Source organism: Spirosoma sp. KNUC1025, from assembly GCF_045160025.1.
Taxonomy (GTDB): Bacteria; Bacteroidota; Bacteroidia; order Cytophagales; family Spirosomataceae; genus Spirosoma.
This window is the reverse complement of the sequence record NZ_CP087139.1, coordinates 3,915,578-3,930,714: the sequence shown is the minus strand read 5'-3', so window position 1 is coordinate 3,930,714 and position 15,137 is coordinate 3,915,578. Positions and strand designations below refer to the sequence as shown.

The window sequence follows — 15,137 nt, the reverse complement described above, 5'->3', positions numbered from 1 at the left end:
TGAGTTGGCAATCAATTTATTAAACGTATATAGCTGCTGAAAGATTTTACAAACGTTTTTGCCAGATAAGAAAAATTTGACAAGCAGTGACTTACCATTTTATTAGTTACTAATAAAAAGGGGGTTTCTGCAATTGTCGATTTACCGCTTAGGCATATAGTCGGATTTGTGCAAAACAACCTCTTATTTGTGTATTTCGATTCGCTTGTTTAAATCCTACTTTTGCTCTCTATCAGACAATTGATTAACAATTGATGAAGTCCTCTTTGGAACTAACAGGATTGAAAACAGGCCGATTGGGCTTTCGGCTGACTAGCGTCCTATTTTTGTTTGCCTTTCTTCTGCTGCAAAGCTGCAGGCGTGTAGAAAAACCGGCAGCCATTGCTCAACTGGCCGACCAGCTTCCTGAAACGGTCGATTACAACCTGCACGTAAAGCCCATTCTGTCCGATAAATGTTTTTTCTGTCATGGCCCCGACAAAAACAGTCAGAAAGCCGGGCTGGAACTGGCGACGCGCGAGGGTGCCCTGGCTGCGCTGAAAAAAGCGAAAGGCAAACACGCTATTGTTCCGGGCGATTTGGCCGGCAGTGAGGTATACCACCGGATCATTACCACCGACGAGCATGACATGATGCCGCCCAAGGCATCCAATCGTGTGCTGTCGAATTACGAAAAAGCCGTTCTCATCAAGTGGATAGAGCAGGGCGCAGAATACAAACCCCATTGGGCGCTGATTAAACCCAAAAAATCGTCCCTCCCTGCGGTACATGACACCCACTGGGCCAGAAATCCGATCGATTATTACGTGCTTCAAAAACTGGAGGAGAAAGGATTAAAGCCATCGCCGGAAGCCGGTAAAGAAACGCTGTTACGTCGGGTATCGCTCGATCTGACGGGCTTACCACCCACACTTGCCGAAACAGATGCCTTTCTGGCCGATATGTCGCCTGGTGCGTATGAGAAGGTAGTTAATCGCTTGTTACAATCGCCCCATTATGGAGAAAAAATGGCGGTCGACTGGCTGGATCTAGCTCGTTACGCCGATACACACGGGTACACTGTGGACCGCTATCGGCCCATGTGGCCCTGGCGCGACTGGGTTATCCGCGCCTTCAACCGAAATCAACCATTTAGCCAGTTTCTTACCTGGCAACTGGCGGGTGACCTACTCCCCCCGTAACAACGACCCAGCCTCTCGTGAACAACGACTAGCTACGGGGTTCAACCGGAATCACTCGCAGAACATGGAAGGGGGTATAATCAACGAAGAGTTTCGGGTAGAATACGTTGCCGACCGGACAAATACGCTTGGTACGGCTATGCTCGGCATGACGGTAGAATGCGCCCGATGTCATGACCACAAATTCGATCCGATTTCACAAAAGGATTACTATAGCCTGTTCGCCTTTTTCAATAATGTTGATGAAGTTGGGCAAATCTCCTGGGACGATGCCATGCCTGTGCCGACCATGTTGCTCTCGGAAAAGAAGCAGGACAGCCTGCTGGCTTTTATCGATACCCGCATCAAAAAGGTAGAGCGTTCGCTGAATCAAATCAAATTGGCGGAACAGAAATCGTTTCGCGAATGGCAAGTCCACCAGGGAAATAACGTAACGTTTGACGCAAAAAAAGGACTTCAGGCGCGTTTTACGTTCGACAAGCTCGTTAATGGGCAGTTTATCAGCGATGTGTCAGCCAGTGATAAAGGGACGGTGGTGGACCCAATACTGGCACCCGGAAAATTCGGGCAGGCGTTTCGCTCCAATGGCGACGACATTCTGAATCTGGGCAAGGTTGGAATTTTCCACCGGGCTCAGCCTTTCTCTATTGGCGTTTGGGTAAACATTCCCAAAGATTTTAAGAAGGGAGTTATTCTACATAAAGGGCAGGGCGACATTCTGTACAATTTCCGCGGCTATTTTCTGACTATTCGGGATGGCAAAGCAGAATTGCTCATGGCCCACACCTGGCCTTACAACAGTATCGTCAGGCTAAGTCAGCAATTGCTCCCCACCCAGCAATGGATTCAACTGACCATGACCTACGACGGGTCGAGTAAGGCTAATGGATTAAAACTGTATCTGGACGGCAAACCGGTAGCGATGGTTACCGAAAAAGATAATCTCTACAAAGACATTATCTGGCCACAGGGAAAACATATAGGTAAAGATCAGCCGGGATTGCAGGTTGGTGCCGACATGCGGGGCGCAGGATTCAAAAACGGGCTGGTCGACGAACTGGTCGTTTACAATCGTGAGTTAACCCCGCCCGAGGTAACGGAATTGGCTGTTTCAGAGAAAAATAACAAGCCAGTCGTTAATACGTTGATCGACGCAAAAACGCTGTTTTCGTATTATCTGGCGTCGGTTTCGGCGCCTTACCAGCAACAGCTCAGTGAACTGGAGAAGCTGCGGACAGAACGAAACCGCATCGCCGAGGATATTCCGGAAATAATGGTGATGGAAGAAATGAAAACGCCCCGTCCTGCGTACCTGCTCAAGCGGGGGGTGTATGATGCCCACGGCGAACGGGTCCGCCCTGACGTACCGGCCACCATTTTACCATTCTACCCCGAATTTCCGCGTAACCGGTTGGGCTTAGCCAGGTGGCTACTTCACCCCGACAATCCACTGACGGCTCGTGTTGCGGTCAATCGGTATTGGCAAACCTATTTTGGCACGGGTCTTCAAAAGTCATCCAACAACTTTGGCAACCAGGGCAGTATTCCTTCCCACCCCGAACTGCTCGACTGGCTGGCCGTCAATTTCAGAGAATCAGGCTGGAACGTTAAGGCCATGCAAAAGCTGATTGTGATGTCGGCAACGTATCGCCAGTCATCCCACGTAACGAAAGCAGGGCTACAAAAAGACCCGGAAAACACGTGGCTTTCGCGGGGACCAATGGTTCGGCTTACGGCGGAGATGATTCGGGATAATGCCCTTGCCGCCAGCGGTTTGCTATCACCCAGATTGGGCGGACCGAGCGTAAAGCCCTATCAGCCTGAGGGTTTATGGGCCGTTAATAACACGGTTTATGAGCAGGATAAAGGCGAAAGTCTCTACAGACGGAGCCTGTATACGTTCTGGCGCCGGACGAATCCTCCCCCATCGATGAATACGTTCGATGCGCCCTCTCGTAGCTATTGCGTGGTGCAGCGACAAAAAACCAGTACGCCCCTGCAGGCACTGATTCTGCTCAACGATCCGCAATTTGTTGAAGCCGCTAAAGTCGTTGCTGAGCGATCGTTTGCTCAGTTTCCAGATCTACAGAGCCGATTAATACAGGTCTTTCGTCTGTTGACCAGTCGAAAACCCAGTTCGAAAGAGCTCGCTATATTGAGTAGGCTATATGATCAGGAGTACCAGAAATTCCGTAAAAATCCCACAAAAATGAAGGGCTGGCTTTCTGCGGGCGAGTATCAGATAAGAACCCAGACAGATAGGGCTGCCCTGTCGGCCGGAGCCATTGTAGCCAGTACGGTTATGAACTCGGAAGCATTTGTAACAAAGCATTGAGTGGTAAGGAGAAAACTCATCGATAGAAAACAGGGCGAGGCTCTACTCGCCAGACAACGGTTACTATGAACGACAAACTCAAGCAACACCTTGCCGATACGTTTAACCGGCGGTCGTTTCTGACAAAAGCATCCATCGGTTTGGGGTCGCTGGCGCTGGGATCGCTCTTGCCGCAAAACCTCTTCTCGAACCCGGCCCCAGCGCCTACCCTGCAGGCGCCCAATCGGGCGCCCAAAGCCAAGCGGATTGTGTATTTATGTCAAAGCGGGGGGCCTTCTCAATTGGAACTGTTCGATTATAAACCCTTTCTGGATAAGATGCACGGGAAAGACTTACCCGAATCCGTTCGGAAAGGGCAACGTTTGACCAGCATGAGCGCCCAGCAATCGTCGCTGCCGCTGGTTCGGTCACCCTATCAGTTTGCACAGTATGGAAAAAGCGGTGCCTGGGTGAGTGAACTGATGCCCTATACGAGTAAGGTAGCCGATGAATTGTGCTTCATTAAATCCATGTTTACGGAGCAAATCAACCACGACCCGGCGCTCACGTTTTTTCAGACGGGAAACCAACTGGCCGGACGCCCCAGTATTGGCTCCTGGATCAGTTATGGACTTGGTACGGCCAACGAGAATTTACCGGCGTTTATCGTACTGGTTTCAAAAAATGCGCCACAGGATCAGCCTCTTTATGCCCGGCTGTGGGGAAATGGATTCCTGCCTTCCCGGCATCAGGGCGTGCAGTTTCGCTCCGGCGCCGACCCGGTTCTGTACCTTAACAACCCTTCGGGCTATTCTAGCGCAGACCGACGATCTATGCTCGATGCGCTGAACGAACTGAATCAGGCTCAGGAAGAAATTTACGGTGATCCGGAGGTAGCAAACCATATTGCCCAGTATGAAATGGCGTTTCGCATGCAAACTTCCGTACCCGAAGTCAACGACCTATCCGACGAGCCAGACTGGGTTTTTGATTTATACGGCCCTGAAGCACGTAACCCCGGTACGTTTGCAGCTAACTGCCTGATGGCCCGGCGCTTGCTGGAACGCGACGTAAAATTCGTTCAACTTTATCATCAGGGATGGGACCAGCACGGCGACCTTCCTAAAGGCCTAGCCCGCCAATGTAAAGCCACTGATCAACCCTCAGCGGCTTTGGTGCAGGATCTCAAACAGCGCGGCCTGCTCGATGATACAGTGGTGATCTGGGGGGTGAATTTGGCCGGACAAACTACTCCCAGGGTAAACTTACGAAAGACAACTACGGGCGAGATCATCATCCACGCTGCTTTACCATGTGGATGGCTGGAGGAGGTATTAAACCCGGTATTACGTATGGCGAGACCGATGAGTTTGGCTACAACATTGCCCACAACCCTGTGCATGTTCATGATTTTCAGGCCACCTTATTGCACCTGATGGGCATTGATCACGAAAAGCTAACTTTCGATTTTCAGGGACGGCGCTTCCGGCTGACCGACGTAGAGGGGAAACTTGTAAAGGGTATTCTGGCCTAACCGCGTCGAGTAAACATGTTCATTAGTAAATGCTCAGCCGATCCTTTTGTAATAATCCGACTTCCATAAACGCCGGTAGTCATGTTCGATATTATCAAAAGTCTGCGACTGAGTTTATTGCACATTGGCTTCATACAGCTCGATGCGCGCTGGCAATTCGACAAGGTAATTAGCCCATTCTCGCGTTTGTACCTGATTACGGCTGGCGAAGGCTGGGTTTTTCACAATGGGCAAAAGTTCCTGTTAAAACCCGGCTATCTGTACCTGATCCCAAGTTTTACATACAGCCGTTACCACTGCGACCAGTTTCTGGAACAGTATTACATTAGTTTCTTCGACGAAATGCAGGAGGGCTTGTCCGTGTACGACCTAAAGTCAATGGTGTACGAGACAGAAGCCCAGACACTTGATTACAGCCTGATGGAGCGTCTTTTAGCGCAGAATCCAGGGCGTACGATTACCGAAATAGACCCTAAAACCTACGACAACCGGCCCGAAGTGCTAAGCTTTAACCAGTCGAGAGTCAATCAGTCCGTAAGTCAGTACGTCGAAACACAGGGAATGCTGCTCCAACTCTTTTCCCGTTTCTTAAGCGCCGAAAGCGATCTGGACCAGCAACGGGCACGAGGGTTTCATCAACTGGCCTCGGTTCTGCAACACATTGACCGTCACCTGCATGAAAAATTAACGGTTGAACAACTGGCAGGCAGTATTCACTTAAATCCAGATTATTTTTCCCGGCTGTTTCTGAGTATTGTCGGAATCCGACCAATGGACTATATCATCAACAAACGTCTGGAGCGGGCGCAGTTGCTGATGATGACCTCCTCTATGCCGCTCAAGAAGGTGGCCGAAACGGTAGGCATTCCGAGTATCTACTATTTTTCCCGCCTGTTCAAACGTCGGTTTGGGATTCCTCCCGGTACGTATCGGGAAACGATATGGCATATGTAACGGAATGCAGTTTTCTCAATTTCAGCTATTTAATTCACTAATTCATGCGTTGAAAAATAGTATTGAATTTTGTCAGACTGTGCGGCTAACAGAAAGCGAATCCCTTAAACCCGGCAAAGGGGGTTTATCGATAGCGGGTTTCGTTAGGGCGTCTCGGCTGGGGCTATTACGTCTGCTTCCATATGAATGACCGTTGCGAACATAGTCGAAAAAACACATTGGCGGTTGTATACCGTTTCTTCGTTCTCAGGAAGGCGGGTATACTGTCGGATAGATCAGGCTTATAGGGCGACGCTACCCGATAGTTTAGGTAGCTGTAATCTGATGATGGCCCCGTCGTTGGGGCTGCGTTCTTTTTGAATTTTTGCTTGAACATCTGCTGCATGAGTTTCCCTCGTTGAGCCAGCGCAGCATGGGCAAAAAATAATCTATATTATTACGAGTACTACCCGTTCTTTCACTCTCATTTCCAACTGAAACTACACTTTCTGAAAAGAATTTACGGTTATCAAAGTCATCTTTGCTCCTATTTGATGGCTATCTTTCCGCCTGAAATGAGCTTAAAACCAGGAGCCGTCTATCAATACGCATATGCAAACTGAACTTACTACGCCCGCGACCGGCCTTACCGATCAGAAAATGGCCTTTGAGAGTCGTTATGCTACGTCACCCACGGAAGTGAAAGGCATGACTACCGACCAGCTTCGCCAAAATTTTCTCATCGAAAAATTATTCGTTGCCGATCAGGTCCGCTGGGTACTCTCCTTCTTCGACCGCTATTTAACCGGAGGGGCTGTGCCAATAGCCGGGCCTATTACGTTACAAGCGCCTGACCAGCTAAAAGCGGCTTATTTTCTCGAACGTCGCGAGCTAGGCATTATTAATGTTGGCGGACCGGGTCGAGTTACGGCAGGCGGAATTTCTTACGATCTTGAATACAAGGAAGCCCTTTACGTTGGTCAGGGAACTCAGGACGTTCAGTTTAGCTCACACGACGAAGGAAATCCAGCCAAGTTTTACCTGAATTCCACCCCAGCTACGCACAGCTATCCAAGCCGGAAAGTAGCGCGGGCCGATGCCGAAGTTGTGGAACTGGGGAGCCTGGAAACCGCCAACCACCGGACTATCAACAAATTACTGGTCAACAGCGTATTGCCAACCTGCCAGTTGCAGATGGGCATGACCGAGCTGAAAGCGGGGAGTGTCTGGAATACCATGCCTGCCCACACTCATGACCGTCGCATGGAGGTGTACTTTTATTTTGAAGTGCCGCAGGGCCAGAGTGTGTGTCATTTTATGGGTCAACCGCAGGAGACCCGCCATATCTGGATGCAGAACGAACAGGCGGTCATTTCGCCAAACTGGTCGATTCACTCGGGAGTCGGTACGTCGAACTACACGTTCATCTGGGGTATGGCGGGCGAAAACCTCGACTATAGCGATATGGATTTTTGCCCCATTACGGAGCTGCGTTAACCAAGTACGTTTTATATTGTTGGATAGAGTTAGTGGTGTCCGTGGTGTCAGGTTTTCGAACCTGACACCACGGACACCACTAACTCTATCCAACTCGATCGTTAAACTTTAATCATCAACCCTTACTGAATGCAAACCTATTGGGGTGTCGATTTAGGCGGCACCAAGATTGAAGGCGTTGTGTTGAGCGCCCCCTCGCCCGATGCGGTCATTATTCGCAAACGTATTGATACGGAGTCGCAGTTTGGCTATGAGCATATCGTAAACCAGATTCATAAACTCATTGAACAGCTTAAAGCCGAAACGGGGATTCAGCCTGCAAAAATCGGATTTTGTACACCCGGCACACTCGATCCGGAAACGGGTACGATGAAAAACTCAAACATTGTGTGCATCAACGGAAGACCGTTTCGCGATGATCTCGCCCGCACACTTGGTGTGCCCGTTACGACCACGAACGATGCGAACTGTTTTGCCCTGTCAGAAGCGACCATGGGCATTGTTCAGGACATTATTCCCGACTACCGTATGATTTTTGGGGTCATCATGGGGACGGGTGTGGGAGGTGGCGTCATTTTTCGCGGCAACGATGGTGTACCCGTTGTGCAGGCCGGACGTCAGGGCGTTGGTGGCGAATGGGGCCATAATATTCTGGAAGAAAACGGCTACCCCTGCTATTGCGGTAACCGCGGCTGCAACGAACAGGTGATTTCTGGCCCGGCTCTGCAACGATTCTATCACGAACAAAGTGGCGAAAGTCGGAATCTGAAAGAAATCCTGGACCGTTATCATCAGGGCATCGACCCGTATGCTTCCACTACGGTTGAGCGATTGCTGGAGAATTTCGGACGGGCAGTATCCACTATCGTGAACATGCTTGATCCGGATGCTATTGTGTTGGGTGGCGGTGTAGGCAATGTCGATCTGCTGTATACAGAAGGCGTAGAACGAGCCAAAAAATACGTATTCAACAATGGACGGCTTAGTACGCTGTTTCTAAAACCAAAACTGGGTGACAGCGCCGGGGTGTTTGGTGCGGCTCTACTGTAGCCTTCTAACAGTACATCCCGAAAGGTTTGTCCTTTCGGGATGTTGATCAGTTGACGTCTGTTACGTATCGGTTATTTCGCCGTTGTGAGCACTTTCTGCATCTGATCAGCGACAAACTGATTCCCCGCATCATTCAGGTGAACCCGGTCGGTTGTTAGTACGCCACGATCTTTGTTTTCGGCATTGTTTTGAAGATCATACTCCAGAAACGCTTTTCGCAAATCCACCAATGGCAGGTTCTGGGTTTGGGCAATATCCCGGATAAATTTACTGTACTGATTCAGGTCGCCATCCTGCTGGTTGGTCATATCAGTTTTTTCGCCAATGGCAGCTGGTGTACACAGAACTACTTTAATATTAGCCGCCTGTAGCTTCTTGATAACGGCGTTATAAAATTTAATAAACTTATCGGGATCAGTACCCGTACCAGACGTGGCTTTGTGCCATACGTCATTGACGCCCACCCAGATAACCACAACGTCGGGTTGTTTGGCCAGTACGTCCTCGTCCATGCGCAGGAACAAATCGTAGATTTTGTTTCCCCCAATGCCAGCCCCGATAAGTTCGAAATGGTCGGCAGGGAGCACTTTCTTCAAACGGTCGATATAGCCGCCGGGATTAACCCCTGCCTGTGTGATTGAATCCCCGAAGAATATTACGCGAGTGGGCTTGGCAGCCGACATAGCCAGCATACCGGCCAGTAGAACAAGAACTGAGAGTCGGACAATTGTTTTCATAAATCGGTAAAGAAGCGCTTAGAATGAATTTACCCAAAGCAGGTGTTGTCAGGCAGGTAAATTTAGGCAATTTGGCCCCGCAGAACGTATCAGATTCAAAGCTGGCGATAAATAGTGGGGGCAGGTTCTCAAACCTGCCCCCACTATTTATCGCCATTAACTTTACTATTTGATTAAATTTTTGAAGGCGCTACGCCGTAGGCTTTCTTAAACGCAAACGAGAAATGCGACAGGTCTTCAAACCCTAATTCCAGATATACATCCGAAGGAGCTTTTCCCCGCTCTTTGATCAGATAATAAGCTTCCTGCAAGCGTCTTTGTTGTAACCAACGACTCGGTGACCGATGGAATATCTTCTCGAAGTCTCGCTTGAACGTAGCGAGACTTCGGCCGGTTAAATACGCAAAGCGCTTGAGTTCGACGTTGAAGTGAAAGTGTTTATTCATAAACGCTTCCAGATCAATTTTTCCGGGTTCCGAAAAATCAAACAGTACGTCCTTCAGTTCAGGATTTACTTTCAGGAGGATCAGAATGGCTTCCCGCAATTTCAGGGATAGAAGCTGTTCGTTGCCTGGCTGCATCAGTTGCTGATAAGGCTTCAACGAATCCATGTAGCTTTTATAAAGCGGGTCGGGCTTTAGCGAGATGATGGTATCCCCTTCCTGATGTTTTTCCGCTTTATAACCGTATTCCAGACTAAAATCACGTAGCGTTGACTGATCTAGGTAAATGCTCAGGGATTCAAATTCGCCATGTTCGGGGGGTATTTTCGTAAACTTGACCAGATGGTTTCGCTTATAAAATCGAATGTCCCCTTCCTTGAACATGTATTCTTTGTTCCCATCATTCATGATGAAGGTACCCGCAATCTGATACGTTAGAATGTGTTCCGGTACAAATTGTTCGCCTTCCCGGCTACGGGCGTAATAGCAGGAGTACGCTATCTGCGGCAACTTTTTCTCTTCCTGAAGCAGCGTCATAACACAACTATATAAAAGTCAACAGCAGGGCTGGTATTAAAAGTATACAACCATACTGCCAACGAAAACGATCAACTTGACAGCCGTTAGCTGAATCCGGGCCAAACCGAATTGATTTACATGTTGGCGAGGGTTTTTCCAATTTCTGAATCAAGGAAGTTGGTCGCTTCATCATGATCTGTCGACGTACTTACCGGCAACCATTTATCAAACTCCGCCTGCCGTATTGCATTCGCCTGTTTCAGTAAACCAACCGCTTCGCTACCGAGTACCAGATGTACGGGTGGTTCTGGATGATTAACCAGCTCGATCATTGCCTTTGCAGCTTTGGCCGGATCGCCCACCGGAACAAAATTGTCGCCTTTCAAATGGTTGATAACCCAATCAACAGTCGATTCGTACCCGTCTACTTCAGGCGCGTAGGTCATGGATGATCCTGCCCAATCCGTACGGAAACCACCCGGCTCGACTGACGTAACGCGTATGCCTAATGGCGCCACTTCTTTGGCCAAAGCTTCGGAAAATCCGCCCAGACCAAATTTGGCAGCCTGATAAATGGATAAACCCGGATTTCCTACCCGACCGCCAATTGAACTGATCTGTAAAATACGGCCCGAACGTTGTTTACGCATGTAAGGCAGCACCACCCGAGTTACTTCGATAGGAGCATACAGGTTCGTTTCCAGCTGGCTCCGCACCTGCTCATCCGTGTACGCTTCTGCAGCGCCCGTAATACCAAATCCCGCATTGTTTACCAGTACGTCGATCCGGCCAAATCGCTCAATGGCCAGTGAAACTGCCGATTTTATCTGCGCTATGTGTGTTACGTCCAGTTGCAGAGGATACAACTGATCCGGGTATCGTTCAACCAGATCGTTTAATTGGTCGGGGGTACGAGCGGTAGCTGCTACGTTGTCGCCGGTTGCAAGAACCGCTTCCGTCAGGCTCCTTCCAAGCCCGCGTGAACTTCCTGTGATAAACCAAACCTTTGCCATTTTTTGTACATTTATTTTTGACAAAATTCGGCAGTATTCCAGCGGTCAACTTTGTTGGAACGCTCAAAGTTAGTTTGTTGAAACGCTCACTAGCCTGACCCTCCGGCTAAAATTTCATCACATAATCCAATAAATATGTACGGCAATGGCAACTGATTATTTGGCGAGTGCCCGCAAACAATTCGAGTATTATAAAATGCTTGGCGAAAAAACGTTCGATCAGGTACCTGACGAAAAACTTTTCTGGCAATACAACCCCGAAAGCAACAGTATCGCGGCTATCGTAAAACACCTGTGGGGCAATATGTTATCCCGCTGGACAGATTTTTTAACCTCCGATGGTGAGAAAGAATGGCGCGATCGGGAAGCTGAATTTGACAACGATATACAGACACGGCAGGAGCTTCTTGATAAATGGAATGAAGGCTGGACCTGTCTGTTTTCGGCTTTAGACACATTGACGGAAGCTGACCTCGGTACGTTGATTTACATCCGAAATATGGGCCATACCGTAACCGAAGCCATTAACCGGCAGTTGGCGCACTATCCGTACCATGTCGGTCAGATCGTCTTTCTCGGAAAAATGATTTGTGATGATACCTGGGTATCCCTCTCCATTCCCAGAGGAACGTCAAAAACCTACAACGACGACAAATTTGCCCAGCCCAGGTCAAAGAAACATTTTACGGACGAATTTCTGGATGACAAAAAAGTATAAAATTCGGTCAGCACCGTTTTGACTGTAGACAAACACCCTTAAACCCGAAACTCTTTATGACATCCGACATCAGTAAACCAGCCACGATCGATGAATACATTGCCGCGTTTCCGAAACTAATACAGGACATGCTGGAAGGCTTGAGAGCAACGATAAAAAAGGCTGCCCCTGACGCGAAGGAAGCCATTAAATACCAAATGCCAACCTTTACGCTAAACGGCAATCTGATTCATTTTGCGGCTTTCAAAAACCACATCGGTCTGTACCCGACGCCATCAGGTATCGCGGCTTTCGAGAACGAATTATCGTTGTACAAAGGAGCCAAAGGGTCAGTACAGTTTCCGCTGGATAAACCACTTCCTCTGGACCTGGTGAGTCGAATCGTTGAATACCGAGTTCAGCAAAATCGGGAACAGCCAAAGAAGATAAAATAGAACCCGGCATTCTGTTCGCTAGACGACTAAATTCAGCGCCAGTACACCAAACAGGCCAACTATCGACACAATCGTTTCCATCAGCGACCAGGTCCGAATGGTTTGTCCGATGCTTAGGTTGAAATATTCTTTGAAGAGCCAGAAGCCGCCATCGTTGATGTGGGAAAACATCAGGCTGCCTGAGCCAATGGCCAGCACCATCAGTTCGGGCTTGATGGCCTGCGATTGCAAGAGGGGCATGATAATACCCACCGTTGTCAGACCAGCTACAGTAGCGGAACCTACGCAAACCCGTATAAAAGCGGCAATACCCCACCCTAACAACAAAGGTGGAATGGCGGCATCGGCCAGCAAACTGCCGATGTATTTACTGGTGCCACTATCGCTGAAAACCTGCTTGAGAGCCCCCGCACCGGCAATGACCAGCAGGATCGGCGCTACAGCTTTTACAGCCTCTTCAAGATCTTTGGTAATGGCTTTCATGGTCTGTCCCTGCCGGATTCCCAGCGTATACATGGCTACCAGCACCGACAGCAACATGCCGATATAAGGTTCAGCCAGTAACGTAACAATCGTTTTTAGCGGTGACTCGCCTACCATCGCATTTTTAAGAGGGCCGAAGGTTGTCAGGAGCAGCACCGGGAGTAGCGCCACAAAAAAGCTGATGCCCGCACCCGGCAAATTTTCGTCGGGCACCTGCCGAATGTTGAATAATTCGCGGTTGGGCGTTGCCTTGATGTTTGTAAGCGTTCGGCCAAAAACCGGACCAGCAATGATAATCGCCGGAATAGCTACGATGATGCCATAGAGCAATGTCTGACCAATATCGGCATTAAGCTGGCCCGCTACGGCCGAGGGCGATGGATGCGGAGGCAAGTACCCGTGTGCGACCGACAAAGCCGACAGCATCGGAACCGCCACCGACATCAGGGGCAAACCAGACGAAGCGGCAATAGTGAAAATTAGCGGAACAACGATGATAAAAGCAGCATTGTAAAACAGCGGTATGCCAATGACAAAGCCCGCCAGCGCCAGTCCCCATCGAATGTTTTTGATTCCGAACCAACCGATCAGTACGTTGGTGACACGGCGGGCAGCCCCGCTTTCGGCCACTAATCGACCGAGCATGGCCCCAAAGCCAATGATGAGTACCAGGTCACCGAGGGTTCCACCAATACCCGCCTGAATTGATTTTCCAACCGCGACAATATCCATTCCCGACGCCAATCCAATGCCGAGCGAAACGATAACGAATGAAATAAAGGTATCTAAACGAACAAAAGCGACTAAAACGACAAGCGTCAGAATGCCAATCAGGGTCAGTACAAGGGGCATGGTGGTACGGTAAACGAATTAAAGAAGGAAACGTAATGAAATTCGGCGAAATAATATACACCCGAGACAGTCTTTTTCGTACGATACGTTTTCCCGATTTTCGCTACGTTTAAAACGAGAAAGCGTAGGTCGCCAATTTTTCTACTTCCTTCGCCAGTGAATTGGACAAGTCAAACGGCACTACGTGCAGCCGGGTAGTCGCGTCATACCCAAATACATCCAGTGGCTGACGGAACGTTTTATTGGCCGGATAGACCAAAAACAGGTCATTGGCCGCATACTTTTTACCGTAAGCATAAAGCTGATACAGGTCGGCTTGCTCGATGCCATAATTACCCGTTTTGTCCTGACCGTTGACCTGCTTCCACTTCGTATCCAGAACGAGCATTTTGTCTTCATGCCGAATCAGAATATCCGGTCGGAGCTTAAACTTTGGCGAACCAACGTGCTCGTCTACCAAATGCGCTGACGACTCCTGAATGGTTACCTCACCAGCTTCGGGCCAGTACGTCCGTATACCAGTTGCTACGTACTCCTCAAAGACTCGCTCCATCAGAAACAATAGGGACAAACTCGCAACGGCCCCATCCTTTACGCCCAGGCTTTGCCCGTTCAGCAAGGCTTCAGCCCAACGCAGGGCTGGTTCATACCGAGCGAATAAACGGCTGGTCCGACGACTGGCCTGCAGATCATTCGGTACGGATTCAGAAACAGGTACCTCGTCCAGCACGGCCAGAAACTGCTGCAATCGACGTTGATTTGATACGTTTTTCGTTTGTCGGGTCAGCGAGACCAGCGTTGTTTTCAGGATACGATTAGGCGGTACGTTAGCCGTCAAACTATCGTAAACGACGGCCAAACGCTCGGCATGGCAGGCGTTTTCACGTTGTTGACGAGCTACCTGAAACTTCCCTTTCCAGAACTGTTCGTTCTTCTCAACCGATACGTAAGCCCGTTGAATCCCCTGTTGAATCAGCGGCTCTACTGTATCCAGAAACGCTCGTACAAAAACGTCCCACAGTGGCAATGGTGTGGCACTTGTATGGGCTGTCGTAAGGGTTCGGAATGGGCTGTTCCGTACGTGCCGGAGCATGGTAAGCAACAGGGACCGGGGGTTGGTGGGAGGTTCGATTTTAGGTAGAATTTCAAAATACGTCCGCCCCGAAAGCGGCAACAACCCGACGTAGTTTCGAATCCGAATCAGCTCCCGTCCTTTTTGCACCGTATACGTCAACAACACATCGGCCTGCTCGTATTCAAACGCAAACCGGCGCAACTGCTGAAACACCTCATCCGGCACAAGAATACCGTCTGCCGGTGGTTCGGGCCACTGCTGATCACTACCAATCAGGCCATTTTCCGAAACAGAATACGTCATAAACGGTCAATAGTCAGTAGTCATTGGAGGTTAGTCATTGGTCATTAGTCA

Annotated in this window: 13 protein-coding genes and 1 pseudogene; 8 read left to right on the top strand and 6 right to left on the bottom strand. The window is 49.3% G+C overall.

Annotated elements, in window-relative coordinates; genetic code table 11:
• Positions 1 to 254: 254 nt before the first annotated feature.
• From LN737_RS17075 to LN737_RS17060, 4 genes and pseudogenes are all read left to right on the top strand, one after another.
• Entirely contained in the window at positions 255 to 1,181 is a 927-nt protein-coding gene (locus LN737_RS17075) for a DUF1549 domain-containing protein (RefSeq protein ID WP_405511002.1), read from the top strand.
• Positions 1,162 to 3,516, top strand: coding sequence for a DUF1553 domain-containing protein (locus tag LN737_RS17070; RefSeq protein WP_405511001.1), 2,355 nt, complete (start codon positions 1,162 to 1,164; stop codon positions 3,514 to 3,516). Before LN737_RS17075 ends, LN737_RS17070 begins: the two co-directional genes overlap by 20 nt.
• Positions 3,517 to 3,581: 65 nt before the next feature.
• Positions 3,582 to 5,029 (top strand): annotated as a pseudogene (locus LN737_RS17065) (DUF1501 domain-containing protein).
• 81 nt (positions 5,030 to 5,110) lie between these two features.
• Positions 5,111 to 5,983 (top strand): AraC family transcriptional regulator, encoded by an 873-nt coding sequence (locus LN737_RS17060; protein ID WP_405511000.1) that lies wholly within the window; start codon positions 5,111 to 5,113, stop codon positions 5,981 to 5,983.
• A 166-nt stretch (positions 5,984 to 6,149) separates the two neighbouring features.
• Here LN737_RS17060 and LN737_RS17055 read toward each other — a convergent pair whose 3' ends face one another.
• Positions 6,150 to 6,368: a hypothetical protein gene (locus LN737_RS17055; protein WP_405510999.1), complete on the bottom strand. Its 219-nt coding sequence runs from the start codon at positions 6,366 to 6,368 to the stop codon at positions 6,150 to 6,152.
• A gap of 206 nt (positions 6,369 to 6,574) precedes the next feature.
• On the opposite strand from LN737_RS17055, the gene kduI reads away from it, so the two are divergent.
• On the top strand, positions 6,575 to 7,459 hold the full coding sequence (gene kduI / locus LN737_RS17050) for a 5-dehydro-4-deoxy-D-glucuronate isomerase (protein WP_405510998.1): 885 nt from the start codon (positions 6,575 to 6,577) through the stop codon (positions 7,457 to 7,459).
• A 129-nt stretch (positions 7,460 to 7,588) separates the two neighbouring features.
• Positions 7,589 to 8,509, top strand: a complete 921-nt coding sequence (locus tag LN737_RS17045) for an ROK family protein (protein WP_405510997.1) — start codon at positions 7,589 to 7,591, stop codon at positions 8,507 to 8,509.
• A gap of 71 nt (positions 8,510 to 8,580) precedes the next feature.
• Here LN737_RS17045 and LN737_RS17040 read toward each other — a convergent pair whose 3' ends face one another.
• The 3 genes from LN737_RS17040 to LN737_RS17030 all read right to left on the bottom strand — a co-directional run bounded on the left by LN737_RS17040 (position 8,581) and on the right by LN737_RS17030 (position 11,221).
• The gene (locus tag LN737_RS17040) at positions 8,581 to 9,246 is read right to left on the bottom strand and encodes an SGNH/GDSL hydrolase family protein (RefSeq protein WP_405510996.1); all 666 of its coding nucleotides are present in this window, start codon (positions 9,244 to 9,246) and stop codon (positions 8,581 to 8,583) included.
• A 173-nt stretch (positions 9,247 to 9,419) separates the two neighbouring features.
• Complete coding sequence (locus LN737_RS17035; protein WP_405510995.1) at positions 9,420 to 10,226, bottom strand: AraC family transcriptional regulator; 807 nt, start codon at positions 10,224 to 10,226, stop codon at positions 9,420 to 9,422.
• 116 nt (positions 10,227 to 10,342) lie between these two features.
• Positions 10,343 to 11,221: an oxidoreductase gene (locus tag LN737_RS17030; protein WP_405510994.1), complete on the bottom strand. Its 879-nt coding sequence runs from the start codon at positions 11,219 to 11,221 to the stop codon at positions 10,343 to 10,345.
• Between the two features lie 145 nt (positions 11,222 to 11,366).
• Here LN737_RS17030 and LN737_RS17025 point away from each other — a divergent pair, with 145 nt between their 5' ends.
• Positions 11,367 to 11,939: a DUF1572 domain-containing protein gene (locus LN737_RS17025; RefSeq protein ID WP_405510993.1), complete on the top strand. Its 573-nt coding sequence runs from the start codon at positions 11,367 to 11,369 to the stop codon at positions 11,937 to 11,939.
• A 56-nt stretch (positions 11,940 to 11,995) separates the two neighbouring features.
• Positions 11,996 to 12,373 carry an iron chaperone gene (locus LN737_RS17020; protein ID WP_405510992.1) on the top strand — a complete coding sequence of 126 codons (378 nt, stop codon included), beginning with the start codon at positions 11,996 to 11,998 and terminating at the stop codon, positions 12,371 to 12,373.
• Between the two features lie 18 nt (positions 12,374 to 12,391).
• On the opposite strand, the gene LN737_RS17015 is transcribed toward LN737_RS17020, so the two are convergent.
• On the bottom strand, positions 12,392 to 13,708 hold the full coding sequence (locus tag LN737_RS17015; protein WP_405510991.1) for a gluconate:H+ symporter: 1,317 nt from the start codon (positions 13,706 to 13,708) through the stop codon (positions 12,392 to 12,394).
• A 109-nt stretch (positions 13,709 to 13,817) separates the two neighbouring features.
• A complete protein-coding gene (locus LN737_RS17010) occupies positions 13,818 to 15,086 on the bottom strand; it encodes an McrC family protein (protein ID WP_405510990.1) in 1,269 nt (422 codons plus the stop codon).
• Positions 15,087 to 15,137: the final 51 nt, after the last annotated feature.

Coding starts and splice junctions, on each gene's coding strand:
- kduI (WP_405510998.1), top strand. CDS start 6,575: ATGCAAACTGAACTTACTACGCCCGCGACCGGCCTTACCGATCAGAAA.
- LN737_RS17025 (WP_405510993.1), top strand. CDS start 11,367: ATGGCAACTGATTATTTGGCGAGTGCCCGCAAACAATTCGAGTATTAT.
- LN737_RS17010 (WP_405510990.1), bottom strand. CDS start 15,086: ATGACGTATTCTGTTTCGGAAAATGGCCTGATTGGTAGTGATCAGCAG.
- LN737_RS17040 (WP_405510996.1), bottom strand. CDS start 9,246: ATGAAAACAATTGTCCGACTCTCAGTTCTTGTTCTACTGGCCGGTATG.
- LN737_RS17015 (WP_405510991.1), bottom strand. CDS start 13,708: ATGCCCCTTGTACTGACCCTGATTGGCATTCTGACGCTTGTCGTTTTA.
- LN737_RS17045 (WP_405510997.1), top strand. CDS start 7,589: ATGCAAACCTATTGGGGTGTCGATTTAGGCGGCACCAAGATTGAAGGC.
- LN737_RS17035 (WP_405510995.1), bottom strand. CDS start 10,226: ATGACGCTGCTTCAGGAAGAGAAAAAGTTGCCGCAGATAGCGTACTCC.
- LN737_RS17075 (WP_405511002.1), top strand. CDS start 255: ATGAAGTCCTCTTTGGAACTAACAGGATTGAAAACAGGCCGATTGGGC.
- LN737_RS17020 (WP_405510992.1), top strand. CDS start 11,996: ATGACATCCGACATCAGTAAACCAGCCACGATCGATGAATACATTGCC.
- LN737_RS17030 (WP_405510994.1), bottom strand. CDS start 11,221: ATGGCAAAGGTTTGGTTTATCACAGGAAGTTCACGCGGGCTTGGAAGG.
- LN737_RS17055 (WP_405510999.1), bottom strand. CDS start 6,368: ATGCAGCAGATGTTCAAGCAAAAATTCAAAAAGAACGCAGCCCCAACG.
- LN737_RS17060 (WP_405511000.1), top strand. CDS start 5,111: ATGTTCGATATTATCAAAAGTCTGCGACTGAGTTTATTGCACATTGGC.